The organism is Pseudomonas sp. Marseille-Q5299, assembly GCF_943737035.1.
GTDB lineage: Bacteria > Pseudomonadota > Gammaproteobacteria > Pseudomonadales > Pseudomonadaceae > Aquipseudomonas > Aquipseudomonas putida_E.
The window spans coordinates 98,362-124,569 of the sequence record NZ_CALSFR010000013.1 but is presented as its reverse complement, the minus strand read 5'-3'; the positions used below and the strand labels follow the sequence as shown (position 1 = coordinate 124,569).

General features: G+C 59.7%; 23 protein-coding genes and 1 pseudogene. 10 read left to right on the top strand and 14 right to left on the bottom strand.

Translation table 11 applies throughout. The features are described 5' to 3' along the window. Positions 1 to 98 precede the first annotated feature (98 nt). The 3 genes from NGJ21_RS25280 (at position 99) to NGJ21_RS25270 (ending at position 2,262) form a co-directional block, all read left to right on the top strand. The gene (locus NGJ21_RS25280; RefSeq protein ID WP_115274238.1) at positions 99 to 1,079 is read left to right on the top strand and encodes an aldo/keto reductase; all 981 of its coding nucleotides are present in this window, start codon (positions 99 to 101) and stop codon (positions 1,077 to 1,079) included. An 86-nt stretch (positions 1,080 to 1,165) separates the two neighbouring features. Next, positions 1,166 to 1,855, top strand: a complete 690-nt coding sequence (locus NGJ21_RS25275) for a carboxymuconolactone decarboxylase family protein (RefSeq protein WP_115274239.1) — start codon at positions 1,166 to 1,168, stop codon at positions 1,853 to 1,855. 95 nt (positions 1,856 to 1,950) lie between these two features. Continuing rightward, entirely contained in the window at positions 1,951 to 2,262 is a 312-nt protein-coding gene (locus tag NGJ21_RS25270; protein ID WP_115274240.1) for a putative quinol monooxygenase, read from the top strand. A gap of 539 nt (positions 2,263 to 2,801) precedes the next feature. On the opposite strand, the gene NGJ21_RS25265 is transcribed toward NGJ21_RS25270, so the two are convergent. Continuing rightward, positions 2,802 to 3,287: a hypothetical protein gene (locus NGJ21_RS25265; protein ID WP_251962860.1), complete on the bottom strand. Its 486-nt coding sequence runs from the start codon at positions 3,285 to 3,287 to the stop codon at positions 2,802 to 2,804. Between the two features lie 194 nt (positions 3,288 to 3,481). Between NGJ21_RS25265 and NGJ21_RS25260 the strand changes: the two genes are divergently transcribed. Then, entirely contained in the window at positions 3,482 to 4,519 is a 1,038-nt protein-coding gene (locus tag NGJ21_RS25260) for a hypothetical protein (protein WP_251962852.1), read from the top strand. 360 nt (positions 4,520 to 4,879) lie between these two features. Here the strand turns inward: NGJ21_RS25260 and NGJ21_RS25255 are convergent, their stop codons facing one another. Continuing rightward, positions 4,880 to 5,821: a LysR family transcriptional regulator gene (locus NGJ21_RS25255; RefSeq protein ID WP_251962851.1), complete on the bottom strand. Its 942-nt coding sequence runs from the start codon at positions 5,819 to 5,821 to the stop codon at positions 4,880 to 4,882. Positions 5,822 to 5,930: 109 nt separating this feature from the next. Here NGJ21_RS25255 and NGJ21_RS25250 point away from each other — a divergent pair, with 109 nt between their 5' ends. From NGJ21_RS25250 to aroQ, 3 genes are all read left to right on the top strand, one after another. Then, positions 5,931 to 6,983, top strand: coding sequence for a Gfo/Idh/MocA family protein (locus NGJ21_RS25250; protein ID WP_251962850.1), 1,053 nt, complete (start codon positions 5,931 to 5,933; stop codon positions 6,981 to 6,983). Positions 6,984 to 7,079: 96 nt separating this feature from the next. Continuing rightward, entirely contained in the window at positions 7,080 to 8,474 is a 1,395-nt protein-coding gene (locus tag NGJ21_RS25245) for an MFS transporter (protein ID WP_251962849.1), read from the top strand. A gap of 19 nt (positions 8,475 to 8,493) precedes the next feature. Continuing rightward, on the top strand, positions 8,494 to 8,934 hold the full coding sequence (gene aroQ, locus NGJ21_RS25240) for a type II 3-dehydroquinate dehydratase (RefSeq protein WP_115274437.1): 441 nt from the start codon (positions 8,494 to 8,496) through the stop codon (positions 8,932 to 8,934). Positions 8,935 to 9,405: 471 nt separating this feature from the next. Here aroQ and NGJ21_RS25235 read toward each other — a convergent pair. After that, positions 9,406 to 9,522: pseudogene (locus tag NGJ21_RS25235) on the bottom strand (GNAT family N-acetyltransferase); the annotation flags it as partial. Positions 9,523 to 9,695: 173 nt separating this feature from the next. On the opposite strand from NGJ21_RS25235, the gene NGJ21_RS25230 reads away from it, so the two are divergent. Then, entirely contained in the window at positions 9,696 to 10,829 is a 1,134-nt protein-coding gene (locus tag NGJ21_RS25230; protein ID WP_251962848.1) for an aminotransferase class V-fold PLP-dependent enzyme, read from the top strand. A gap of 61 nt (positions 10,830 to 10,890) precedes the next feature. Here NGJ21_RS25230 and NGJ21_RS25225 read toward each other — a convergent pair whose 3' ends face one another. Continuing rightward, positions 10,891 to 11,751, bottom strand: a complete 861-nt coding sequence (locus tag NGJ21_RS25225; RefSeq protein WP_251962847.1) for a CAP domain-containing protein — start codon at positions 11,749 to 11,751, stop codon at positions 10,891 to 10,893. A 285-nt stretch (positions 11,752 to 12,036) separates the two neighbouring features. Between NGJ21_RS25225 and NGJ21_RS25220 the strand changes: the two genes are divergently transcribed. Further along, entirely contained in the window at positions 12,037 to 13,074 is a 1,038-nt protein-coding gene (locus NGJ21_RS25220) for a GGDEF domain-containing protein (protein WP_251962846.1), read from the top strand. 148 nt (positions 13,075 to 13,222) lie between these two features. On the opposite strand, the gene NGJ21_RS25215 is transcribed toward NGJ21_RS25220, so the two are convergent. Further along, a complete protein-coding gene (locus NGJ21_RS25215; RefSeq protein WP_251962845.1) occupies positions 13,223 to 14,608 on the bottom strand; it encodes an amidohydrolase family protein in 1,386 nt (461 codons plus the stop codon). A 37-nt stretch (positions 14,609 to 14,645) separates the two neighbouring features. Continuing rightward, complete coding sequence (locus NGJ21_RS25210) at positions 14,646 to 16,019, bottom strand: nucleobase:cation symporter-2 family protein (RefSeq protein ID WP_012314986.1); 1,374 nt, start codon at positions 16,017 to 16,019, stop codon at positions 14,646 to 14,648. A gap of 138 nt (positions 16,020 to 16,157) precedes the next feature. Here NGJ21_RS25210 and NGJ21_RS25205 point away from each other — a divergent pair, with 138 nt between their 5' ends. Beyond that, complete coding sequence (locus tag NGJ21_RS25205; protein WP_012314987.1) at positions 16,158 to 17,048, top strand: LysR family transcriptional regulator; 891 nt, start codon at positions 16,158 to 16,160, stop codon at positions 17,046 to 17,048. Positions 17,049 to 17,068: 20 nt separating this feature from the next. On the opposite strand, the gene NGJ21_RS25200 is transcribed toward NGJ21_RS25205, so the two are convergent. The 8 genes from NGJ21_RS25200 to NGJ21_RS25165 all read right to left on the bottom strand — a co-directional run bounded on the left by NGJ21_RS25200 (position 17,069) and on the right by NGJ21_RS25165 (position 26,142). Beyond that, the gene (locus NGJ21_RS25200; RefSeq protein ID WP_251962844.1) at positions 17,069 to 17,485 is read right to left on the bottom strand and encodes a DUF6691 family protein; all 417 of its coding nucleotides are present in this window, start codon (positions 17,483 to 17,485) and stop codon (positions 17,069 to 17,071) included. 2 nt (positions 17,486 to 17,487) lie between these two features. Next, on the bottom strand, positions 17,488 to 17,922 hold the full coding sequence (locus tag NGJ21_RS25195) for a YeeE/YedE family protein (RefSeq protein ID WP_046785774.1): 435 nt from the start codon (positions 17,920 to 17,922) through the stop codon (positions 17,488 to 17,490). A 94-nt stretch (positions 17,923 to 18,016) separates the two neighbouring features. Beyond that, a complete protein-coding gene (locus NGJ21_RS25190; RefSeq protein WP_046785773.1) occupies positions 18,017 to 19,336 on the bottom strand; it encodes a serine hydrolase domain-containing protein in 1,320 nt (439 codons plus the stop codon). 20 nt (positions 19,337 to 19,356) lie between these two features. Then, positions 19,357 to 21,210 carry a DUF1302 domain-containing protein gene (locus tag NGJ21_RS25185; protein WP_502943673.1) on the bottom strand — a complete coding sequence of 618 codons (1,854 nt, stop codon included), beginning with the start codon at positions 21,208 to 21,210 and terminating at the stop codon, positions 19,357 to 19,359. 237 nt (positions 21,211 to 21,447) lie between these two features. After that, on the bottom strand, positions 21,448 to 21,879 hold the full coding sequence (locus NGJ21_RS25180) for an acyl-CoA thioesterase (protein WP_115274428.1): 432 nt from the start codon (positions 21,877 to 21,879) through the stop codon (positions 21,448 to 21,450). 2 nt (positions 21,880 to 21,881) lie between these two features. After that, positions 21,882 to 23,045, bottom strand: a complete 1,164-nt coding sequence (locus tag NGJ21_RS25175) for an iron-containing alcohol dehydrogenase (RefSeq protein WP_237858767.1) — start codon at positions 23,043 to 23,045, stop codon at positions 21,882 to 21,884. 41 nt (positions 23,046 to 23,086) lie between these two features. Continuing rightward, entirely contained in the window at positions 23,087 to 24,874 is a 1,788-nt protein-coding gene (locus NGJ21_RS25170; protein ID WP_046785769.1) for an acyl-CoA dehydrogenase C-terminal domain-containing protein, read from the bottom strand. Further along, positions 24,871 to 26,142, bottom strand: coding sequence for a 3-hydroxyacyl-CoA dehydrogenase (locus tag NGJ21_RS25165; RefSeq protein WP_442968986.1), 1,272 nt, complete (start codon positions 26,140 to 26,142; stop codon positions 24,871 to 24,873). Before NGJ21_RS25165 ends, NGJ21_RS25170 begins: the two co-directional genes overlap by 4 nt. Positions 26,143 to 26,208 lie beyond the last annotated feature (66 nt).

Below are 26,208 nucleotides of genomic sequence, written 5' to 3'. Positions count from 1 at the left end.
CCACTTCTTGAATGTATAAGGTGTTTTTAAAGTAGCTGCATCCCCAGTAACCCGACAGTTTGAGGGTTGGTTTCTCATACCTTCAAAGGAGATGGATGATGCAAAAGCGCAAAATCGGCAGCAACGGCCTCGAGGTTTCAGCCATTGGTCTGGGCTGCATGGGCCTGACATTCGGCTATGGCCCCGCCACTGACAAAGCGGAAGCAATCAAACTCATCAGGGCGGCTTTTGAGCATGGTGTCACTCTCTTCGATTCGGCCGAAGCCTATGGGCAAGTCAACGAAGAAATGGTGGGCGAAGCCGTTCAACCATTCCGCGAGCAGATCGTCATCGCGACAAAATTCGGTTTCAAAGACGGCAATCCCGTTGCTGGGCTGGACAGTCGGCCGGAGCGCATCCGACAGGTAGCGGAAGAGTCACTCAAGCGCCTGAAGACCGACTGCATTGACCTGTTTTACCAACATCGCGTTGATCCTAACGTCCCCATGGAGGATGTTGCCGGGGCCGTGCGCGACCTCATCAAGGAAGGTAAGGTCAAATATTTTGGCATGTGTGAAGCCGGCGTAGACGCTATCCGTCGCGCCCATGCGGTACAGCCGCTGTCAGCGCTTCAAAGCGAGTATTCGATGTTTACCCGCGAGCCTGAACTGGAAATTATTCCAACCCTTGAAGCGCTCGGGGTTGGTTTCATTCCCTTCAGCCCCCTGGGTAAGGGTTTCCTGAGCGGGAAAATTGATGCCAGCACGACCTTCTCCAGCGGTGATGTACGGAACAATCTGCCTCGTTTTGCTGACGGTGCCCGGGAGGCTAACCACCATCTCGTCGCCCTGATTGGTGAAATCGCCCAGCGCAAGCAAGTAACCTCGGCTCAGATAGCATTGGCTTGGCTGCTGGCACAAAAGCCGTGGATTTCACCTATCCCCGGTACCACCAAGCTGCATCGCCTGGAAGAAAACGTAGGCGGAGCATACGTGCAATTGACCGCAGAAGACCTTCGCGAACTCAGTGAGGTTCTGGCAGAGGTGCCTGTGCAAGGTGAGCGTTATAACGCGCAGATGATGAAAACCATCAACCGTTAAGCATTCTTCAGCGCGTGACGCTGTTTCTTAGAGCCAGCGTCACGCGCTCGTTTCCAACTATTCATCTGCACGAGCGATCATTCACTATGAAATCAGACAAAGCGGACTTCGCCGTACCGGCATTTGTACGCTACACCCAAGACGTGCTTCTGGAAGAGATATGGCAGCGTCCCCAATTGCTGCCCCGGGATCGCAGCATCGTGACCGTTGCCGCCTTGATTGCGCTGCATCAGCCAGCCGAAATGGTCCGCCAATTCGATTTGGCGTTGGACAATGGTGTTACGCCCACCGAACTGAGTGAAGTCATCACTCATCTAGCATTCTATTCAGGCTGGGGCAGTGCCACATTAGCCGCATCCATCGCCAAAGACGTATTTGAGGCCCGCGATATCGCCCGAACCGCTTTGGCGGATGTACAGGACAGCATGCTCCCCGTCGACGAAACCTTTGAGCAGATGCGCGTGGCGGCGGTAGAACAGATGATCGGCCCTGCATTCGAAGCGCTTGCAGGCTATACCACTTCGGTACTGTTCCATGACCTGTGGCTGCGCCCGACGCTAACTCCGCGTGATCGCTGTCTGGTCACGGTCGCAGCCCTGGTTGCAGTGGGGCAAGCCGCTCAAATTCCCTTTCACGTGAATAAAGCCATGGACAATGGCCTGACCCAAATTCAGGCCGCTGAAGTCATTACCCATCTGGCCTTCTACGCCGGCTGGCCGAGCGCAATGTCGGCGGCTGCGATAGCCAAAGGCATATTCGAAAAGCGCTCCGAGTAAGTCGCCAAGCAATTCCGGCGATGTACGTCGAATCGGCGGCCGCGAATCGGTCGTTTCGCGTCAGCTAAGGGCTCCTCTAGATCCAGGATACAAACATGCAAAGCAGCAAATCCGAAGAGCGGCACATCATCTGCGAGCTTCGCTGCAATGACTGCAATATCGACCGGGTCAAAGCGTTGATCATGCGATTTGTCGAACCGGCAAGAGCGGAACCCGGCTGCCTGTATTACAACCTCTATCAGAGCTTCAAGGCACCCAATACGTTTTACATTATCGATGGCTGGATGAACCAGCAGGCTGTCGAAGAGCACGCTGCCAACCGGCATGTCTCCAGTGTTATGGATAAGCTACGTCCACTGCTCACTTTCGGCCCCGTCATTACCCTCAATGCTCGTGTAAGTGATTAAGGCCAATCGGCTGGTTGCACTTATTGGAAGTGCCGACGGTTATGCAATTCAAATTTCACCAAGAGCGGTTTTTGATTGACGTCCATTTAGGGTCCAGGCTGTGTGAAAACGCTTGGCGCGATCCGGCTGGTTAGAAAATGACCAGAATTTCGCGCTCCTGCGCGAAATCTGGGTTAGCTGAATAACCAAGCCATTTCAGATTTCACGTACGCTCGCGATCTTCAGAGACCCGTTTGGGTTTTCACACAGCCTGGACCCAAAGCAGACATGCCGCTCGAATGTTACGGGGTGGGTAACCCAACGCGGTGTGCTTCAGCGCATCCACTCATCGGTTTCCCTTTAGCACCGGCTTATACCCGAGCAGGGCAATGGCCGGTTCAAGGCTCTTGTCCGGAGGCACCAGCAGGTCGTGAAGGCTTTCAAGGCTTCCCCTGCTGTGCTCGGCTAGCAGGCCCTGCGCCGCGTCGAGAACGTCGTGATGGTTCGGGCGGCCCGGCAGCGATCACGCCAGAGGCCTCTCATGGTCAAAGGCGTGCCAGCTATCGTAGCGACATGACTGCGTTTTGCACGGGTAACCGGGATTGCTCGGGGTGCTGCTGCAAGAAATGCTTGATCGCTTGGCCCTGCCGGTCCACGACGCACACGTTCACGGTGGCGTGAGGGACCGTGCATTCGTCCAGTGCGAGAAATCCGCAGTTCATCACGCCGTAGATCGCGACCGGCTGAGCGACGGATGAGCAGTCGTACACCATCTCCCCAAGGTAGTTGAGCTTCCCTTGATTGACGGTGAACCGCAGCGGGCTGGAATACGGGCCCATGACCCCGCGGCGGTGCCCCAGGCGAGTGACTTCATATTCCCCGGCGGGCAACCACACCGAGTAATCGTCCTTGGGCCCCCAGCCATAGGTCTTGTGACTATTGATGTCCTGGAATTCCAGGTAGGTGCCATAAGGGCCACCTCCTATCAGCGCGCCGACCACAAGGCCGGCATTTTGCGCGTTATAAGTGGTTGAATCCAATGCCATCTCAGTGGGTATTTGCGAGCAACCGGCCAATAGTCCTATCAGGCCGATTGCAACGATGTGGTGCGAGCAAAGCATTCCATTACCTCAGTGAAAAAAAGAAAACGCTGTTGGAATAGGCGCGCTAGACGGCAGCTACCGCCTTCACTAGGATGTCGGCCTTTCGCTTTCCTGTGAATCAAGGACGATACATCAACATGTTCGATTTCTACCAATGGCGCGTGTTTGGCGCCGTCAGCATCGCCGCCCTTTCCATCAGCGGGTGCAGTATCAACGGTTCCTATCCAGACGCCACCGAGCCCGACGCGGCAAAGCTGCGCTTCATCAGCAGCAATCAAAATTCGACGATGGATGTGTTCGACGCTGCCCATTGTGGCGGACAGACCACAGGGCTGCTCAACAACCTGTTCACCGCCAACACCCGGCGTCGCGCAGCCATGAGTGTCCCCGCGCCAAACGACGCCAAAGCTTATCTGGAGGTGCGGCTACAACCGGGCCGCGAGTTGTTTGTTCGTGCCAATACCTTGGGCTCCGCCAGTGTCTGCACCGTCGCGTTCAACTTCACGCCTCAGAGCGGTGGCGAATACGAAGCGAACTTCCGCTACGTGGGTAACAATTGCCTGGTCACGCTTAACCGGCTGCGCGAGATCGACGGGAAGGCGGTGCGTTCGCCCATCGTGCTAATCAACAAAGGCCTGCCCGCCTGCTCCGGCAGCAACCCGATTTTCCCCAAACCCACCCAGGCACAACCGCAGTCAGCAGAGCGTACGGCCTTGATCAGCCAGATCGTGGACGCCAGCGTCATAGCCAAGATGAAGTACGCTCCTGCCGACACCACTGCGCAGACAGCGTTGTTCGATAAGGGAATTGAGGAGCGCAAGCAGCGCCTGGGCTTCACCCTGCCGGATGCCTACTGGACCGAATACCGCCTTAATCTGGAGCAATCAGCCAACGACATGGCGAGTACCCAGGCGCGCTCGCTGCAGCTGTACAAGGATTACTACAGCAATAAACTGGGCCTGCTCGACACCCCGGCGATCAAGGAACTGCTTCCGGACAGTGAGACCGCAGACCGCAGCAAGGCGATGACCACCAATAACACTATGCTGGAGTATTACTACCGGACCCAGCGGGAACTTCAGAAAGAAGCATTCAGCGCACATCAAGCACGCATGGCCGATCTGGACCAGCGCTTTGACGTATGCAAACGTTACCCGGCGTGCTGGCAGAACTAGGTCGGGCCCAAAACGCACGATACGTGTGTTTCTGGAGCGGTCGGTCATTTAAGTGAGTCTATTGGATACACGTACACGCCATTGTCCGCAGTGGAGGCTACGCGACGGGTACTGAGCGGTGAGCGTCACGCAGGCTTTGTAACTCCCGCTCAAGCCTTTGGCAGTGGATTTGCCCAGAGCATCGTGGGCACGCACATCACCGATTTTTAATCACAGAAAGCTTGGGGCGCTGCTTGGTTCGACGGGCTGCTTTGGGTCGACAGCAGCCGGCCGCGACTGACCGCTACCGACCCTAAGCGGTCTCTCGCGAAGGGCAGGAATCGGCCAATAGCTGCCTGTCGTAGCAAAACCCTCTGGGATTTAACCATTTCGTAGCGCGTAAGGGCCAGAACTCAGGTGTGCACTCAGAAACTCCAGGCATACCCTGATCTTCATCGACCCAGAAGCCCGAATCGTAGTGACTGCGGACACCTCCGCCGGCTGGAAGTGTTCAGGCAGGATGCGAATGAGCGTCCCATTCCTGATGCTCGGGGCCACATCCCAGGTTGATGCCATGATGATGCCGAAACCATCATGTGCCCACTCTCGAACGACATCACTGTGGTTGGACGCCATTGGCCCTGTGACTTTCACCGACTCAAGACCGTTTGGCCCCTCAAGCCGCCATACACCAAAGCTTTGATCCCTCCCACGAAACAACAGACAATCGTGGCGTTGAAGCTCGCTCAGAGAGCTTGGATTACCGCGCTCTTCCAGGTAGCTCGGAGCCGCACAGAGTATCCTCTGGCTTTCCGCGATTTTGTGAATAATCAGATTTTGCTCGTTAACTTCTCCAACTCGGATGTCGATGTCGAACTGCTCGCCAATGAGATCAGTTCGACGGTCAACCAGCTCAAGCCAGACCTCTAATTTTGGATAGCGTTTACGAAGCAAGGCCAGAACTGGAGCGATGTGAAATCGTCCCATTCGCTGGCTTGTGCTGATACGCAACGTGCCTCTGGGCTCGACCCGGTCTCCCAGTGATGTCTCAAGCATTCCATTGACGTTGTCCATGATCGTTTGCGCCCAAACGAGCATCGTCTCGCCATCTTTGGTGATCGAAACCCGCCTGGTTGTCCGGTTAAAGAGCTTGCAGCTAAGCGTTTCCTCCAACGCCAAAACACGCTTGCTGACATGTGCGGGGGAAATTCCAAGCTCTGTCCCGGCAGCGCTAAAACTCCCGCGTTTCGCAATTACGGAGAACAGAAGCAGATCCCTAAGGAAGGGATCATTATTCACTATGGGAGAATTCTGATTTTCCATATGGCTCAATTATAGCCTTAAAGGTTGATAGTAACCTTGATCCTAGCAGATCGAATCACGACCTCAAGACGTCGAGATTCAAAACAATAACGCTCGCGAAGATCAAAGCATGTCCAAAATCAGAATTGCGGTAACGGGTGCCGGCCTCATCGGTCGACGCCATATCGAACTCATCCAAGCGAGTTCTTCTTGCGAACTGGCAGCCGTTATCGATCCGTTCGAACTTGATGGCTCCTACCTAGACTCGCTGGGCGCCTCGCAGTATGAAAACCTTCTGGCTTGTTTCGCCGAGGACAAGCCTGATGGCGTGATTCTCGCCACTCCAAACGCCCTACATGTCGCACAGACATTGCAGTGCATTGAGGCTGGTGTTGCCGCGCTGATCGAGAAACCGGTGGCGCACAGCGTTGAGGAGGGCAAGCGGTTACTCGCTGTCGCCGATGCAGCTGACGCCAAGCTGCTCGTAGGACATCATCGGGCGCATAGCCCAACTCTTGCCAAGGCGCGAGAGATCATCCGAGACGACATTCTTGGAGACATCGTTGCTGTACAAGGCAGCGCTCTGTTTTACAAACCAGATGACTATTTCGACGCTGCCATCTGGCGACGCCAGGAAGGCGGTGGCCCTATCCTGATCAATATGATCCATGAGATCGGCAACCTGCGTTCGCTGTGCGGTGAAATTGTTGCTGTTCAAGCAATGCAGTCCAGTGTCGCACGTGGATTTCCTGTCGAAGATACCGTGTGTATCGGCCTGCGCTTTGAAAATGGAGCACTCGGTTCCTTCTTGCTTTCCGACAGCACCGGATGTGCCCGCAGCTGGGAACAAACATCACAAGAAAACGCGAGCTATCCGTCCTACGAGGATGAGGATTGCTACGTCATCAGTGGGAAGAACGGCTCACTGTCAGTGCCCACAATGCGTCTCAAATACTACATGAAGGCCGAAGACAGATCATGGTGGAAGCCCTTCCAAACGGGCCAATGCGCTGTAGACCGCAAAGACCCCCTTGAGATCCAGCTTGAGCACTTCTGCAACGTCATACGAGGCACGGAAACGCCTCTGGTCTCCGTGCGCGACGGACTGCGGAATCTGATCATCACTGAGGCTATCTCACAGGCCGCAAAAAGCGGCTCGATCGTAGAAATCGACCGTATTTAAGCCCGGCATGGATTCCAGTCATGCCCTGTTTTACGTGTACCGGGGCGGTTTTTGCTGCCCTGCCAGATCTATAAAAACAATATCTGGAGTAGTCAGATGAACACAGCAACAGCGACAGAGCAGCACCGCTCCAAGCAAGCGAAGAAAGCCACAGCGAGTGGTTGGATTGGCTCCGCGTTGGAGTATTACGACTTTTTCATCTATGCCCAAGCGGCAGCACTGATCTTTCCACAACTCTTCTTCCCCTCAACCGATCCAAAAATTGCCATCGTGGCGGCTATGGCGACTTACGGGGTTGGGTACATTGCTCGCCCTATCGGCGCATTCTTCTTGGGTCACTGGGGTGATACCCGTGGCCGCAAGAACGTACTGCTGCTGTGCATGTTCCTGATGGGATTCGCCACCATGGCGGTAGGCCTGCTGCCGACCTACCATCAGATTGGTATATGGGCACCTATCCTGCTTGTAGTACTGCGACTAGTGCAGGGGTTTGCTGTAGCGGGAGAAATCTCGGGAGCCAGCTCAATGATTCTGGAGCATGCACCCCAAGGGCGAAGAGGATACTTCGGCAGCTACACACTTCAAGGGGTACAGGCAGGTCAGGTACTCGCAGCAGCCATTTTTTTGCCTCTCGCCTATTTCATGTCCGATGAAGCCTTCAATAGCTGGGGCTGGCGCATTCCCTTTCTTTTGAGCGCTGTGGTGCTGATCGCTGGCTTCATCATTCGCCGGGAAGTTGAGGAACCGCCAGTATTCGTAGAGCAAACAACCAGGGATGAGAAGTCTGAATCGCCGATTATCGGAGCCTTCAAACACAGCTGGAGAGGCATGCTGGTTGTAGTTGGGGTTTCGTTGATGAATGTTATTCCAGTCATTACGACCGTGTTCGGAGCGGCCTATGCGGTGCAACCTGCCTATGGCATCGGCTTCGATAAAAGCGTGTACCTGTGGATCCCGGTCGTTGGCAATATCGTGGCCGTGCTGTGCATCCCTTTCGTGGGCAATCTCTCTGACAAGGTTGGGCGCCGCCCTCTGATTATCGCAAGCGCCTTTGGTTGCGGGCTGATGTCCTTTGCCTATCTATACGCAATCAGCATTCACAACCTCCCGCTCGCTTTCGGCGCATCACTGCTGATGTGGGGAATGATCTACCAAGGCTACAACGCGGTGTTCCCATCCTTCTTCCCAGAGCAATTTGAAACGCGCTACCGAGTGTCCGGGATGGCAATTTCGCAAAACAGCGGACTGTTCATCACCGCAATGTTACCTGCTCTGTTTGCCCTGATCGCTGGCCCTGGTACTGAAAACATACCGTTGATTGTCGGTGGGATCGCTTGTGTGTGCACGTTGATAGCTGCCATTGCGGCCTGGTGCGCACCTGAGACCTCTCGAATTCCTACAGCCGACCTCGGTAACCGCGATGCCCAATCCACAGAAGCCGGTGAATATCATAAGGCACGGCTGGCAGCCATGAGTCCCGCAAAGAATTGAAGCGACTCACGAGGATCAAATGATGAACACCATTCTAGTTTTGAACGGCCCTAACCTGAACATGTTGGGACTGAGAGAGCCCGAGGTGTATGGGCGGGAGACATTGGCGGACGTTGAGCAGGCGTGTCGTCAGTACGGCGAAAGACATGGGCTTGTAATTGAGTTTCAGCAAACCAATCACGAAGGGCAAATGATTGAATGGATTCACCAGGCCCGCACAAGGATAGCGGGGATTGTGATCAATCCAGGAGCATGGACTCATACATCGGCCGCCATCCACGATGCGTTGATCGCAGCCGAGGTACCGGTGATTGAGGTTCACATCTCAAATGTCCACAGGCGTGAAGATTTTAGGCACTTTTCCTACGTGTCACGCGTTGCCAAGGGCGTGCTCGCGGGGTTCGGCACCGATGGTTATCGAATGGCGATACAGCACTATGCAAGCTGCCTTAAGCAATAAAAGACCTACCGCGAGGCCTTGACTCCGTAATCTGCTAGCGGTGTATGGTATCTGTTGAATAAGCGCTCTCAATCCACGCTGGCTCATGTCTACGGTGTAGTCGAGTCTGCAAGGATTGATAGTCGCTTGCTGGCACTGCCTAGAGCCAGAAAATGTGGATCACCACGCTTTCAGCCGTTTCCATAGGCAGCTATTGGCGCTGCTCTTCACGAATGGCGGCTTTGGGTCGACAGCGGTCAGTCGCGACCGACTGCTGTCGGGCCGTAACAGACATCTGTAACCGGGTAGGCGTACGGCGAACTCCAGTCTCGCCATCAGCCACGGCATCAATGCCAACGTCATCCGTAAATGCCTACCGCTCTACCAAGAGCAGCCGGCGGCAACGCTGCCAGCTTTCATCACGCCAAGAGCGCAAGCGTTGCAGTTGCAGCCCCAGATCGAGGCGATGAGCATAGATAGTCTGGGCTAATCCTTAGCGATCACATCAGGCGGGTAGTCCTGTGAATTTGACTCACGCAGGGCGGCTAGAACTACGCGGCTAATCGCTGCTGCATCTCTGCTCGTGGCGGGACGAACGTGACATTCCATGCTGGGACCTCAATCCTGAAGAATGACAGCGTAGCGCATCGCGATGTGCCTTTCCCAAGCTATGGTGGTAACTGCCGTTTAACTGACGCCACATCAGTACCGCCCCGTCCTGTCATCTGCCAAAGCTTGGGGCAGAGTCGATACCACTGACATCCATGCCAAAGGAGTCACCTATGTCAACGCTTTATCCCAGTATTGATCCTGAGGGGCTGGTCGAGTACTCGGTGGTCTACACCGACCGCTCGCTCAATCACATGTCACAGGCATTTCAAGGCGTGATGAAAAACATTTCCAGGACCCTGAAACAGGTCTACAACGCCCAGGCTGTTGCGGTGGTACCAGGGAGCGGCACATTCGGCATGGAAGCGGTGGCACGGCAGTTTGCCACCGGCCAGCAATGCTTGGTGATACGCAACGGCTGGTTCAGCTATCGCTGGAGCCAGATCCTTGAGATGGGCAACATTCCGGCGGCCACCACGGTGCTGAAAGCCCGACCGATAGACACGGGTCGCCAAGCGGCTTACGCCCCACCACCTCTTGACGAAGTCCTGGCAGCCATCAAGGCGCAGAAGCCGCAGATGGTCTTCGCCCCCCACGTTGAAACCTCATCAGGGATTATCCTGCCCGACGAATACGTCCGGGCCGTCGGCGACGCCGTGCATGAAGTGGGTGGCTTGTTCGTGCTGGACTGCATCGCCTCCGGCACGCTTTGGGTTGATATGCAGAAATGTGCAGTGGACTTGCTGATCAGCGCACCGCAGAAAGGCTGGAGCGCCTCCCCTTGCTGTGCCTTGGTGATGTTCAGCGCGTTGGCCCTGGAGCGCGTGGAGCAGACGCGTAGCAGCAGCTTTGCCTGCGACCTGAAAAAGTGGCTTCAGATCATGCAGGCCTACGAACAGGGCGGGCATGCCTACCATGCGACCATGCCTAGCGACTCGCTCGCGCGATTCAACGACGTGATGAACGAGATGCAGGCCTACGGTTTCGATAAGGTCCGCGGCGAACAACAGGCCCTGGGCGATCGGGTGCGCACCATGTTGACCCGTAAAGGCATCAAAAGCGTGGCTGCTGCCGGTTTTCAGGCCCCTGGCGTAGTGGTGAGCTACACCGACGATGCGGGTATCAAGACCGGTAAGAAATTTGCCGATCACGGCCTGCAGATCGCCGCCGGGGTACCGTTGCAATGCGACGAGCCCGCCGATTTCCAGACCTTCCGCATCGGTCTGTTCGGGCTCGAAAAACTGCACAATATCGAGCGCACGGTCAGCACCCTTGAGCAGGCGATCGACGAAGTGATGGCGAGCTAAGCCATCATCCTGGCCCCAGCACCTACCGCAGGTGAATTTGCCCCCAAAGGCGCGCCCACTTTCAAGGTGCGCCGAACAGCATCGTCCAGTACACACCCTCATCGCTACGCGAGTTCGCGGCAAAAGCAGCACCTACCTGGGTAAACATCGGGTTCATCAGATTGGCACAATGCCCGGGACTGGCGAGCCAGCCTGCCATCGCCTTGCTTGCAGCCCCCTGCCCGGCAGCAATATTCTCGCCGATCTGTCGTCCACGGTACCCGGCATCGCGCGCCCGGTCTGCCGGTAGATCGCCGTTGGGGTCGCGGTGCGCGAAGAAGTTGGCGTTGGCCATCGCCCGACTATGTCGCTGCGCAGCCGCGCCCAAGGCGGTATTCCAGGCCAACGGACGTGCAGCGGCGAAGCGCTGGCGGCCACACAGGCGCGGCTTCGACCGTGCTGCGTTTACCTGTGCCAGCAACGCTTTGCCAACGGATTGACCATTGCCGAGCTGGGCATCGAGCAAGGGGCGCGCCAACACTACCCGCCACACGTTCCGGTCGCGACTGATACCAATATCGGCAAATTGGCTATCGAGCAAGGCAGCGCAGTAGTCGCTGCGTAGCATGTCAAAGGCCTCCTCGGCATCTCGGGCGCCGACCAGACGGATGGCCCGCACCTTCACCGCCTGGTAGCCGACAGCCTTCAACCCTTCCCGCAAACCACCGCGGTAACCGACCGGCAACGCCAGATTCGACTTTAACGCCAGCGGCGTCGATACCTGAACCTGGCGCCTCTCGCAGCGCTGTGGCTGGGCACGGTAGTCGTTGATGGCCCTTACCAGTTGCCGCTCCCCGCTGGCATGGGCGGGGCTGACGAACAAGGAGAGCAAGGGGACGAGGCAAAACGAAAAAATGGCGGAGTAGCGGACAGCGTGGCGCATGGGCGAACGGCTCAAGAAGGATGACGGCAGCAAAGCCACTTGAAGGGGCTCGGCTCAGACTGGGCGTCTCAAGTAAGGTTCAAGCGGCAATGATGATTTGTCGGTAGAGCGAAACGCTGGCTTGGGGCGTGGCCGCCAGATTTCAGCACTTGGCCTGGAAATGGAGCGGTTTGGCTCCTATACCAGAACAGCCGGTTTTGGTAGACAATCGCCAGCCGATCCTGACCTCGCAGAGAGTGCTGCGGCCTTTGACAGGCGCCGCCCGCCCCAGAAAAAGGAAGTCCCATGCCAGCTTGCCCCCTCCCCACCGACGAAGCAGCTCGCCAGCGCACGCTGGATGAGATGCACCTGCTCGATACGCCGGCCGAGCATTACCTCGACACCCTGGTACGGCTTACCCAGCAACTGGCACACGTGGACACGGTGCTGATCAGCCTGATCGACCAGGAGCGCCAGTGGTTCAAGGCACGTATCGGGCTGGAGGCCAGCGAGACGCCGCGCAACGTTTCTTTCTGTGGCTACGCCATCCTTGGGGAGGGCACATTGTTGGTGCCCGATGCCACGCATGACCCGCGTTTCGTCGACAACCCGCTGGTACTCAGCGCACCCTATATCCGCTTTTACGCCGGGCACCCCCTGCGCGCGGGGAATGGCAAGGCCATAGGGACATTGTGCATGCTCGACCCCCGCCCGCGCACGCTGAACGAAACGCAGCAAGCGAACTTCAAGGACCTGGCCACGCTTGCAGAGGGTTACCTGCAGCTGCGTGGCCTGATCCAGAGTAACCGTGACTTGCGCCTGGAAATGGACCGAGAGCAGCGCAAGGCCATGCTTGATCCGTTGACGCAGTTGTGGAACCGCAACGGTCTGACAGCGTTTCAGGACCACGAGCGGCGCCGGGCAGCACAGAGCAGCCTGCGCCTGGGGGCGATCTATGCGGACCTTGACCATTTCAAAAGCATCAACGACAGGTATGGCCATGCCAGCGGCGATCAGGTGCTTTGCGAATGCGCCCGCCGCCTGCGCGCAGCCCTGCGCCCGGACGATCTCGTGGTGCGCCAGGGCGGTGAGGAATTCGTCGCTCTGGTCAGGGTCAACGACAGCGAAGAGCTCAAGGGGATTGCCGAGCGGGTTCGGCAGATGATCGGCAGCGAGCCGGTACAACTTTCCACCGGCCCGCTACGGGCCAGCGTGAGCATCGGCTGCACGCTGCTCAACGATGACGAACACCTCGACCAGGCGCTGGAACGCGCCGACACCGGGCTCTACAGCGCCAAGCAGAATGGGCGGGACCGGGTGGTTTACGTGCAATCGGTAGCCTGAGCGAAAGCCGCAAGGCACTGGTGCTCCAGCTCGATACCGAAAGCCGCCAGATCCGACTCGACCACGCCCAGGGATACCACCGCACCGCTCGCGTCAGGATGGGGCCCTGGCCGTGCCCTGTATGTCGGCCGTCTGCCTGGAGCCGACCTTATGAAGCCGCTACGCGCTGGAGCTCATTGACCGATACGCCAGTTTGCTCGAGCCAGGCTTTACGTCGGGCAAACAATGCAGGCGCGATGACGTTGACCTCTGTGATCAACACATCCAGCTCGGCATTTTTCAAGTGCCCGTTTTCGACCAGTACCCGCCCGGCCACCATGGTCATGTCGACATCCCCACCCTGGACCGCATGGACGAGGTTGTGATGAAGGTTGGCCAGCGGTCCTTGGGTGATCACCGGTGTCATTCTTGGCGTATCAATGCGCACCGCGATGATGTCCGCTGCCTTGCCTTTTTCCAGGGAGCCTATCTGCTTGTCCATACCCAGCGCGCGGGCGCCGTCAATGGTCGCCATGCGACAAACCGACCATGCGTCGAGGGCAGCAGCATTGAGGCTGACGAACTTGGCCAACAGCGATGACACTTTCATTTCCTCGAACATGTCCAGGTTGTTGTTTTCTTTCTCGCCATCGGTCCCCAAACCGACCGCGACGCCGGCCGCCAGCATTTTTTCCACCGGTGCGGCACCCGAGGCCAGTTTCATATTGCTGACCGGGTTGTGTGCCACTCCGACTTTGCGCTCGGCCATCAAAGCAATTTCGGCATCGTCCACCCAGACACAGTGAGCGAGCAACACCTTCCTGGCATTGAGCAGGCCAAACTTTTCCAAAGCCTGGACGGGCCTGATGCCATGGCGGCGAAGGGTTTCTTCAACATCGAAGCGGCTTTCGTTGCTGTGGGTGTGGAATCCGACGTCATTGGCTTTGCAGATATCAGCAATTCGTTGCCAGGCCTTGGGCACTGCATAGAACAGGTGCTCCAGGCCGACCCAGACATTGATGCGGCCATTGGCTGCACCATGCCAGCGCTCGATCAAGGTTTCATTACTCTCCAACGTCTCGAAGTAGTCATGGTCCGGGTGCTCTGCTACGTATGGCACGAGCACCGCCCGGATGCCGAGCTCATTGGCCGCTTCGGCGCTACCGTGCATGTACCGCCACATGTCCACAATAGTCGTGGTGCCGGACAACAGCGCTTCGCTATAGCAGAGCATGGAAGCCAGGCGTGCTTCGCTGGGCAGCAGAACGCGGTGCATGGGGTCAATATACTGCTGCAGCCAGTCCCATACCGGCAAACCTTCCGCCGTACCGCGAAGGATGCCGGAATGGCAGTGGGTGTTGACCAGCCCGGGCATCAGCAGCCGATCGGTCAGGCGCCGGACCTTGGCTTCGGGATACCGCGTGAGCAACTCAGTTGCAGGGCCGACGTCGGCAATCACGCCGTCGCAAATCAATACGGCGCCATCCTCAATGACGGTGTTAAAGGCGTCCATGGTAAGCACCACGTCAGCCCTCAGGAGTTCACTGATCATCATGTTCGACCTTTTATGAATGTTTCTGGAGGGCCGGTATTCAGCTTTCGCCAAGTACCGCGTTACGCGCCGCACTGGCCTGCGCTTCATCTGTTTTGGTAGGTCCGTTGAACACCAGGTTGAGGATCAGTGCAGTGAGCACACTGAGAATGATCCCGCTTTCGGTGAACACCCGACTCCATTGGGGAAGGTGGTGGAAATACAGCGGGGAAACCATCGGGATCATGCCAATGCCAACGCTGGTGGCGGCAATCAGCAAGTTGTAGCGCGACTGCTCGAAGTCAACCGTAGACAGGATGCGCACCCCCATGAGCGTAACCATGCCGAACATCACCATGCCGGCGGCGCCGAGCACATATTGCGGTGTCGACGCCACCACATACGCCAGTTTTGGAAAGAGCCCGAGGGCGATGAGGATCAGCGCACCGGCTATGCACACATAGCGACTCTTGACCCCGGTCATGGTGACCAGGCCGATGTTCTGCGAAAACGACGTGTAGGGAAACGCATTGAATACGCCGCCGACAATGGCGCCCATGCCATCGGCACGAAGTCCGCGCACCAGGCGCTGGCGGCTGGTCGGCCGGTCGACCATGCTTCCCAATGCCAGGAACATCCCCGTCGACTCGACCATGGTCACCAACATCACCATGCACATTGAGATCACGGCAACGGCGTCGAACGTCGGCAGGCCAAACGCAAAGGGCGTGATGGTGGAGAACCAAGGCGTTTGAGCGATGCCATCAAGGACGATATCCCCGCGAATGAAGGCAATCACAAAACCGACCAATACACCCAGCAACACTGCAATATTGGCAATAAAGCCTTTAGCGAATCGGTTGAGCCCTAGAATCAACAGTAACTGAGCCAGCGAGATAGCCAGGTAGACCGGGTTTCCGTAATCCGGATTGGGCCCGCCATCAGCCAGCGTTGGTTGTCCGCCGGCTGACCAGTCGATGCCAACGCGCATCAGGCTGATGCCGATCACCAGCAACACAGTCCCCGTCACCACCGGCGGAAAATAGCGCAGCAGCCGCCCCATCACCGGGGCGAACAGAAAACCAAACAGACCCGACGCGATAATCGCACCATACACGCCCGGCAGGCCGAGGCCGGGGGTCACGGCGATGGCAATCATCGGCGTGACCGAAGCGAAGGTCACGCCCATCATGATGGGCAGTTGAATGCCGAAAAAACGGTTGCCCGCGCACTGCAAGAGCGTCGCCAGGCCCGCCGCAAAAAGATCGGCATTTATGATCAGGGTCAACTGGTCCTTGGGAAGTTTCAGTGCAGCGCCGAGGATCAGCGGCACAATAATGCAGGCCGAATACATCACCAGCACATGCTGAAAGCCAAGTACTGCAGTTTGTATCAGCGGTAAGCGCTGATCTACCGGGTGCACGCTAGGGGTCATTTGTCCTCTCCTGAAACGTATTGTCGAGGCAGTGATGAAATAAATAGTTATTGTGGTTATGGGTAGCGCAGCACCACCATGCGCCAGCCCGTACCCGTTGTAAAAATGGGTCCCATTTAATTTTTTTATGGAGCAGCGATGAGGTTGTCTCTTGAACAACTGGCCGCTTTTTCTGCGGTAGTCAGTGAGCGCTCTTTTTCGGCCGCAGCACGCAAATTGGGCAAGTCGCAATCCGCTGTGAGCATTTCCGTTGGCAACCTGGAAATCGATCTGGGAATTACCCTGTTTGATCGCAGTCAGCGCTATCCACAACTCACCAATGAAGGCCGGGCCTTGTTGCGTGACGCCGAGGCCATTCTGGGCCAGTGCTGCAACATGGAAAGTCGCGCGAGCAGCCTGGCGCAGGCGTTGGAGACTGAGCTGGTGATCAGCATCGACGAGGCGATTCCCTATCAGTCCCTTGCACCTGTTCTAGAGGAATTCTCCCGCCGCTTCCCCCATGTCGACCTTACTGTGTTGCATCCTTGCGGGCAGGATGTACTGACAATGATCGAAGACAAAAAACTATTGCTTGCCATGATGTGTACCCGCACTCATTACCCGCGAAATCTGCAATTCATACGCCTTGGCAGCATCACGTTCAGCAACGTCGTCGGCCGCCAACACCCTCTGGTCGCAATGCCCACCGTCAGCTTCAATCAATTGAGCAACTACCGACAGTTGATCTACCTCCCCTTCCAGGACCGCTTGCCCACCAGTGAATACCTGAATTCACCCAACCATTGGCGTGTAGAAAGCTATTTGACCTTGATGGGCATGCTGCGCGCAGGCATGGGATGGGCCACAGTGCCCAGGCAACTGATACAAGCGTTGGGTCCCAATGGGGAGTTTGTGGAACTGCAGCTGGAAGCTTACCCGTACACCGATTGGACGGTAGGCGTCGACCTTGTCTGGTCGTCAGGCTTGCGTTTGGGCAAAGCGGGTACCTGGCTGCGTGAGGCGCTGGGGCGAACGCCGATAGCGACGTAAAAATTAGAACGCAGACCTCATCAAGACGTACGCCTCTGCAGCACAGTGAACGCATACATCCCCGCCAGCATTGCCACTACGAATACCAGTACCTGCCAGTGCCCGGTAAGCGAGATGGCGACCGCAGGCCCCGGGCAGATGCCGGCAATGCCCCAGCCTATGCCGAACACCAGGCTGCCACCGATCAGGCGGGCGTCCAGCTCCCTTTTCACAGGTATCTGCATGGGGGCGCCAAGCAACGACCGCTTGTGTTTGCGTGCCCAGTTCAGCGGAGCAGCCGCCACCGCGATGGCCCCTGCCATCACCAGTGCGAGTGACGGATCCCAGGCCCCGGCCACATCGAGAAAAGCCAACACCTTGGCGGGGTTCGCCATGCCTGCCAACAACAGGCCAAGACCAAAGATCAAGCCGGCGAAAAAAGCTGTCAACTTGCTCATTCTCAGGCCCCCAGCGCATGGCGGATGACGTACACGGTCGCAAAACCGCTGGCCATGAAGCACACCGTGGCCACGATTGAACGGGGTGACAAGCGCGAGACTCCACACACACCGTGGCCACTGGTACAGCCTGAGCCGTACCGTGTCCCAAGGCCAACCAGCAGCCCGGCAATCACCAACGCCGGCCACGAGGTGTCGATCTCGATTTCCGGCAGCACGGCGAACAGCCCCCACACCAATGGCGCGATCAGCAGGCCGAGAAGAAACAGCGCCTTCTCGCCCCAGCCCTCACTGCCCCATTGCATCACACCTGCAAGCAGGCCGCTGATGCCGGCGATGCGACCATTGGCCAGAATGAACAGGCTGGCGGCCAGCCCGATCAAGGCCCCTCCCCCCAAAGCACTCCAGGGTGTGAAGTTGATCCAATCAATGTTCATGTTGCATCTCCGGCGCAGTGAAGCTGGTAAAGGGCGTTGAACAGCACATCAACATGGCAGGCATGATAACGATTTGCCAGGCGCCCCACACCGCTCAACCCGGCAGCGCCGCCAACACCGCAGTGACCATGCCGTTGAACGTCGCCGGCGAGTCCACCACGCGCGCAGTGACTTTCGCCTCACCGTCGGCACGGGTGGCGCGCCGGGCCTGGTCGGCAGTGGCCGAGAGCTTGACGATCACCACTTCGCGGCGCGGGTTGATATAGATTTTCTGGCCGAAGCGCCCGCTGGCCTCGACTGAGCCGTCGCCATCATTTTTCTGGAACCAGTAGTTGCGATAAGCGTAGCCCGGGCGGCCGGGGGCAAGGTTGCCTTGGGCAAACAACGCCGGGTCGGCGGGCTGGAAAGTGCTGCGCACCGCTTGGTTGAAGCTGTCATCCTTGACGTCACGGGCCAGCTCACGGCGCACCCGTTCGGCGAAGCGCGCGCTGTCGCGCAGGTTGCAGCTGATACCGCCGCTGGCCATCTCGGTACCGAGCGGGTCGACTTGAACATAGGCATCGTCCTGGGCAAAGCGTGACCAGATACGTTGTTCAACCAGTTGGGCCCAGTTCAGCCCGGTGATGCGCCGCAGCGCCCAGGCCAACGCTTCGGGTGAACCGTTCTGGTAGAAGAACAACGGTTTGGCGCCTGAGCCGGACGCCTTTCGTGCGTGCTGGAGGAAACTGTAGATATCCCCCGGCATGCCCTCGGCCCGAGGTATCAACCCGGTAGCGGCAAACAGCCCAAGGTCCGGCGGCACTTGCGGCGGGTACTCCACAGCCACCTGCATGTCGAGGTTGGCTTGCACCGTCGCCTCGCCAAACGGCGTGCCGCTGAGTTCCGGCACGTAATGCGCCAGTGTACGTTGCGGGTCCAGCGTGCCTTCGGCGATCAGTTGGGCGGCGATCAGGCCAGTCACCGACTTGGTCATCGAGGCCCAGATATGCGGCTGGCCGGGTTGGAAGCCCTCCAGATAACGCTCGTACACCACCTGGCCACGGTGCAGCACGATAAGCCCGTCGGTGCTGGTCTGTTGCAGGTAGCTCGCCAACGTCAGGGGCTGCTCGCCGGCATTGAACGCCACCTGGTCCAGTGGCAGCTCAGTGCCTGCTGGCAAGGCTAACGGTGTGGAAGCGCGGCCGATGCCCCGGGTCGGCGAAACCTCGCGGGCGTGGCGCATGGACCAGCGCAGGTAAGGTGGCTGGAACGCGTTGGCCTGGTTCACGCGCAACTGCGGTGCGGGTGGAAACCCTTGCATCACGCCCTGCTCTGCCGGTGCGCTGCTGGCCATGCCCGGGGCAAGTGTACTGGCCAGCATCAGAGCGATGGCCGGCAGGTTGGCGGGTGAAGCGTGCATGCTGCGTTTGGACATTGTCTTGCTCCTGGGTTGGTCTAGAAGTTGGCGCCCACGCTGAATGCCACATAGTCGCGGTCGCCGCGGGTGCCGTAATCGCCATCGAGATAATCGGTGTAGGCAAGGCTTGCCCAGTACTTGCTGGCCAGCGCCACGTCGACGCCCAGGCTGATCGAGCGCGAGCCTTCATTGAAGCCCGAGCCGTCGGCAGGCGAATAGCCTTTCACATCGTGGGACCAGGCCAGGTTGGGACGGATGTCCACGCCCGGGACCAGGTTCTGATAGCTCCAGGTCGCGCGCAGGCGGTAGCCCCAGGAAAACGGCGTGACGAACCCTTCGCCGTTGCAGTCGCCAGGGCTTTTCGAAATCGCCTGGCAAAGGCTGTTGTCGGCCAGCTCTCCGTTGCCGTAGGCCCCGGAACGGCCATAGCGCGGCCCGAAACGCCCCTCGAGCCCACCCACATAGGTTGCGCCCACCTCCCCCATCAACAGCAGCTGGTTGGCCCCCATGACCTGGCTGAACGCTTGCACTGCCGACACTTGGGCCTGGGTCACCTCTTTGCGTCGATAACCGTCGAACAACGTATCGTCGGTCGAAGGGCGCAGGCCTTCGGCGTTGAGCGGGCTGCGGCCCGGGGCGTTGAGCAGCGACTGCAGTACATCGTTGCCGTTGAGCTGCACCGGCTGGTTGGGGCGGTGACTCAACTCCCCCTGCACAGCGGTACCGTTGTGCAGGGTGGTGGCGAAGGTGATGCCGTAGAGCCGGATATCCTCAGGGTACTGCGCCAGGTACTGCGAGGTTCCCATGCGCAGGGCGCCGGCCAAGGTCTGCCCCGCGCTCGAAGCCAGGAAGGCACCGCAGCCGGACAGGGGCACGCCAATGTTGCCGCACAAGTCCCTGGCAAAACCGGTATTGGCGAAGTAGCGGCTGCTGACGGTACCCAGGTAGGGAGAGCGGCTGTGGTAGTTGGCCGCGAACAGGCCAAACTCGGTATCCAGCGACTGGACATACCAGTGCAAGGCAAAACCCCATTGGCCTCCATTGCGCGCATCCTGGTCGGCCCCGCGCGGCACGCGCACGCCCTCATCGGCAAGCGTCACGCCCATGGACGCCAGCGCTTGGGAAACCCCCGGGTTGGTGACCATCTGCCCACCGACATCCAGGCCTTGGCAGCCCTCGGGCATGAAGTCATTGCCGGAGAAGAAGGTCGCACAGTTGTCCAACCGGGTCTGCTCCCAGTCCAGTTGGTAGAAGGCGTCGAATGACAGGGCCTGGTTGATGTTTTGCGTGACATACAACAGGTTGACCGGCGCCAGCGCGTCTTTGACTTCCGAGCCTGGCCGGCGCAGTGCGGCCTGATTGAACGGGCTGATCACGTTCAGGCCACCCTGAATGAACAGGCTTTCGCCCCAGTTCACCACCTGATTGCCAAGGCGCACTGAGCCGGGCTCACCGTCGATGTCGTAGAGGGCATAGGCAAACGCATCGAGCAGTTCCGCTGCGGCGGTTTTGGCCGATGCCTGGCGGTTGTGGTCGTCGATGTCGACAGCACGCTGGCTGTGGTCGCGCTGCACCGTGTCATACCAGTAGATGCCGCGCAGAAACACCCCGACGTTGTCCCGCTGCAGTTCCAGGTCATGGGTTGCTTTGAAAATGGCCGAGAACACATCACCCGAGCGGTAGTTCCGCCGGCCGTCATTACTGTTGGCGGCCTGCAACAGTTGCTTGTCGGGGTTGGCTGTACTGACGGCAGTGCCGAACGAAAGCGCCGTATCGAAGCGGCCTTCGAGCGGGCCGGCGTGGAATTGCAGGGCAGCCGCCGGGGTGGCGAGCAGGCAGCATAGAGCCGCCAGCGGCGCTTGGCGCCGGCAGAAATGGATGTATACGCTCACTCTTAACCTCTTGTTGTTTTATTCGAGAGTGAAAGGTGGGGTACCACAGATGAGGTACCGGCCGCCCAGGCTGGCGGAATCGGTAATGTGGATTATCGGGGCAGTGAAAGCGGGCTCACAAATAGCGTCTTCGGATCAGTGCCATGCCGGATTGTTATGGCCTGGGCGGAGGTTGGGCGAGGCGTTCGGGGGCCTGGCTGGGGTGGGGTGGCGTCAATCGAGCGCCCCCAGATGACCTCAAACAGCCAACAGTTCCAAGGCCCTGCGCACCTTGCCTGGTATGGCAACCGCGCGCTGCTCACGACGATCAACGAACACATGGGTAAAGCGACCGGCTGCGCACGCTTCAGGCTCGCCCTCGACGAAAACGGCCAGCGCGTAGTGCACCGAGCTGTTACCTGTGCCCGTGACCGCGATACCCACTTCGATGCGTTGCGGAAAGGCGACCGCGGCGAAGTAGTCACAAGCAGACCCGACCACATAGGCCACGACCGGGTCGCGGTGGATATCCAGACCGGCATGCTCGATCAGCCAGGTGTTCACGGCGCTGTCAAAAAACCCGTAGTAGACGACATTGTTCACATGCCCATACAGGTCGTTGTCGTGCCAACGCGTGGTGATCGGCTGGAAGTGGCGATAGGCGCCGCGTAGCGGGCGTTCCCTGGCCATGATCAGAACGCCGCCTGGTAGAGTTCGACAGCATCGGCGAGGGTGACCTTGCGCGGGTTGTTCACCAGCAGGCGCTGCTGCTGCAGGGCCTCTTCGGCAAGCTGTTGCAAGCTGTGCCGGGGCACGCCGACATCACGCAACCGGCTCGGCAAGCCGCAGCGTGGTGCCAATTGTTCCAGTTCGGCAATGAACTGGCTGCACAACTCATGGGGGCCGCCAGGCACCAGCCGCTCGCCCAACAGCGCCGGCGCCAGCGCCGCGTAGTCGGCGAATGCCTCGCTACGGTTGAAGCGCATAACATGCGGCAGCACCAAGGCATTGGCCAGCCCGTGCGGTACGTGGAAACGCGCCCCCAGCGGGTAGGCCAAGGCATGCACCGCAGCGACCGGCGCATTGGCGAATGCCTGGCCCGCCAGGCAAGCCCCCAGCAGCATGGCCTGACGGGCCTGCAGATTACCGCCGTTGTGCACCGCCTGGTCGAGGTTGCCTGCCAGCAGTGTCAAGGCCTCGCGAGCCAGCAAGCTGGACATTGGGTTGCGTTTGAACTTGCTGGTGCTGGCTTCGATGGCATGGACCATCGCGTCGATGCCCGTGGCGGCGGTGATCGCCGGTGGCAGGCCCAGGGTGCGTTCGGCATCGAGCAGCGCAAGGTCAGGCAGCAGCAGCGGTGAAATCACCGCCATCTTGGCGCACTCGCCGGTGGTGATCACGGCAATGGGCGTGACCTCCGAGCCGGTGCCGGCGGTGGTGGGCACCTGGATCAGGGGTAGGCGCTGGCCCTTGGCCTGGTCAATGCCATACACCGCCTCCAGGGTCTGGTCGCACCCTGGGTGGGCCAGCAGCGCCACCAGTTTGGCGACGTCCATGGAGCTGCCGCCGCCGAAACCGACAATCAGCTCGGCACCGATATGCCGGGCCCGGCCGACGGCGGCCAGCACGCAGGCATGGCTGGGGTCGGCGCTGACATCACTGAAAATCGCCGCGCTCAGGTTCGCCTGGGTGAAGCCAGGCAGTACATCGTCAAGCATCCCCAGGCTGACGATACCGGGGTCGGTGACGATCAGCACACGGCGCACGCCGCGTTGCTGGCACAGCTGGGCCAGGCGGCCAGCGGCGCCCGGTTCACAGAGCAGCTGGGCGGTGGTGGCAAAACTGAATGGCTGCATGTTCATGTTCCTTTTGTTCTTGTGGGTGAACGGCACAGCGATCAGAAGGCGAAGTGCGCTTCATCCAGGCTCATCAGGCACTGGGCGCCGCCACGCAACGCCTCACAGTGGGCACTTGCACGCGGCAGGATGCGCCGCCAGTAAAAGTCCGCTGCGTGCAACTTGGCCTGGTAGAACGCGCTGTCGCCGCTGCCGACGGCCAGTGCCGCACTGGCCCGCTCGGCCGCCCGCAGCCACAACGCAGCCAGCAGCACATAGCCTGAATAGGCAAGAAAATCGACCGACACCGCTCCAATTTCCTGGGGGTCGCAGCGGCATGCGTCGAGCACCTCGGCGCTCAGGTTGCGCCACTCCTGCAAGCGCAGGGTCACTGCCTCGGCCATCCCTGTCAGGTCATCTGCGCGGCACTCGTGCGCCGCCTCCAGCAGTTCATCGATCAACAGGCGCAGCTGCTCGCCGCCGTCGGCCAGTACCTTGCGGCGAACAAGGTCCAGGGCCTGGATGCCATTGGTACCCTCATACAGCTGGGTGATCCGGCTGTCGCGCATCAACTGCTCCATGCCCCACTCGCGAATGTAGCCATGGCCGCCATACAGCTGCACGCCTAGGCTGGCGACCTCCTGGCCGACATCGGTGAGGAAGGCCTTGACCACCGGAATCAGCAGCGCTGCCCGACGCCCGGCGGCGGCCTGCACTTCAGGCTGCGCCGCACCCTGCTCCAGGTCGAGCGCCTGGGCGGCGTAGGCCGCTAGCATCCGGCAGCCCTCGCTGAGGGTCTTCTGGGTCAGCAGCATGCGCCGCACGTCAGGGTGGCAGATGATCGGGTCGGCGCTGCGCTCGGGCGCCACCGGGCCGGCCAGGCTGCGCGACTGCAAGCGCTCACGGGCATAAGTCAGGCCGCCCTGGAACGCCGCTTCGGCAATGCCCAGCCCCTGCAGCCCCACCTGAAAGCGCGCATCGTTCATCATGGTGAACATGCAGGCCAGGCCCTGGTTGGCCTCACCCACCAGCCAGCCGCGGGCGCCGTCGAAGTTCATCACGCAGGTGGCAGCCCCCTTGATGCCCATCTTGTGCTCGAGGGCACCGCAGCCCAGCGCGTTGGGCACGCCCGGTCCACCGTCAGCCGCGCACTCGAACTTGGGCACCAGGAACAGGCTGATGCCGCGCACTCCGGCCGGCGCATCGGGCAGGCGGGCCAGCACCAGGTGGATGATGTTGTCGGTCAGGTCCTGGTCGCCGCCGCTGATGAAGATCTTGCTGCCACTGATGCGATAGCTGCCATCGCCTTGCGGCTCGGCACGGGTACGCAGCAGCGCCAGGTCGGTGCCAGCCTGCGGCTCGGTCAGGCACATGGTGCCGGCCCACTCGCCGCTGACCAGCTTACCCAGGTAGTCGCGCTTGAGCGCCGGGCTGCCATGCCGGTGCAGGGCCAGCACAGCACCCTCGGTGAGGCCCGAATAGATCCGAAACGCCAGCGAGGCGCTCATCAGCATTTCGTGAAAACAGGCTGCAACCATCTGCGGCAGGCCTTGGCCATCGTGCTCGGCCGGGCCGGTCATGCCGCCCCAGCCCTGCTCGACATACAGCCGGTAGGCCTGGCGGAAGCCTTCGGGGGTCAGCACCTGCCCTTGCTCCAGGCGGCAGCCCTGCTCGTCGCCCTGGCGATTGAGCGGGGCCACCACCTCGCTGGCAAAGCGAGCGCCTTGTTCAAGGATGCCATCGATGGTTTCACGGTCCAGGCCGTTGCCCAGGCGGGCGCAATGTTGCGTCACATCGAAGACTTCATGCAGGACGAACTGCATGTCACGCAGGGGGGCTCGGTAGTTCATGCGCGGCCCTCGCTCACGTCAGCCAGCTGTTTGCCGGCCGCGACTAGGCGCATCAGCAGGCCAGCAGGTCGCCAGTGCTCGCCAAACAGGCCCTGCAGCCGCTCCAGCCTGGCCAGCAGTACCCCCAGCCCTTGTCGATCGGCCCAGCACATCGGCCCGCCGGTCTCTGCCGGGAAGCCATACCCATGCAAGTAGACCCGGTCGATGTCCTGGCTACCACTGGCTATGCCCTGCTCAAGAATTTTCGCCCCTTCATTGACCAGCGCCAGCAGGCAGCGCTCACGGATCTCCTCGTCATCGATCGCGCGCCGACGCACACCCAGGTCCTGAGCGACCTTGAGCACCAAAGCATCGACCTCGGGGTCATGCAAGGCTTCGCGGCTGCCGGGTGCGTAACGGTAATAGCCCTGGCCAACCTTCTGCCCGAAACGGCCGAGCGCGCACAAAGCATTGTCGACCTGGACCAACGGGGCATCCATCCCCTCCCCGGCCAGTTGACGTGCGCGCCACTCCAGGTCGATGCCGACCACGTCATACATGCGGAACGGGCCCATGGCAAAGCCGAACCCCTGAAGCGCCTCGTCCACCTGCCGCGGTGTGGCGCCCTCGAGCAGCAACTGCCGGGCCTCGGCGACATAGGTACGCAGCATGCGGTTGCCGATGAAACCGGGGCAGTTGCCTGCCACCACCACCTCCTTGCCCATGCGCTGGCCCAGCGCCACAGCCGCGTCCAGCACTGCGGGCGCGGTAAGCTGCCCGCGCACCACCTCCAGCAGCTTCATCACATGCGCCGGGCTGAAAAAGTGCAGCCCCAACACCTGTTCAGGCCGCCCGGTGACGGCGGCGATGGCATCGATGTCCAGCGCCGAGGTATTGCTGGCCAGGATCGCTGCAGGCTTGAGCGTGCTGTCCAGGGTGCGGAAGATCTCTTGCTTGAGCGCCAGGTTTTCGTACACCGCTTCAATCACCAGGTCGGCCTCGGCCAGCTCGGTGTAGGCCGTTACCTGCCGCACCCGCGCCAGGCAGGCATCGGCCTGGGCTTGGTCGATACGGCCTTTGGCGACCTGCTGGGCCCAAGTCTGCGCGAGCATGGCAAGGCCTGCCTCGGTGGCGCTGGGGTCGTTGTCCAGCCACAGCACAGGCAGCCCGGCACGGGCCAGGCTGATGACGATGCCGCGGCCCATGGTCCCGGCCCCGATCACGGCCGTCTGCTGAACGTTGTAGGAAGTACTCACGCGTGACACTCCTGATTCGGTAGGTGAAGGCATTGCCCTCACCCTAGTCAGGCGCCTACTATTTTTGAAATTCTAATTTTCCATCCCATGTATTTTTCA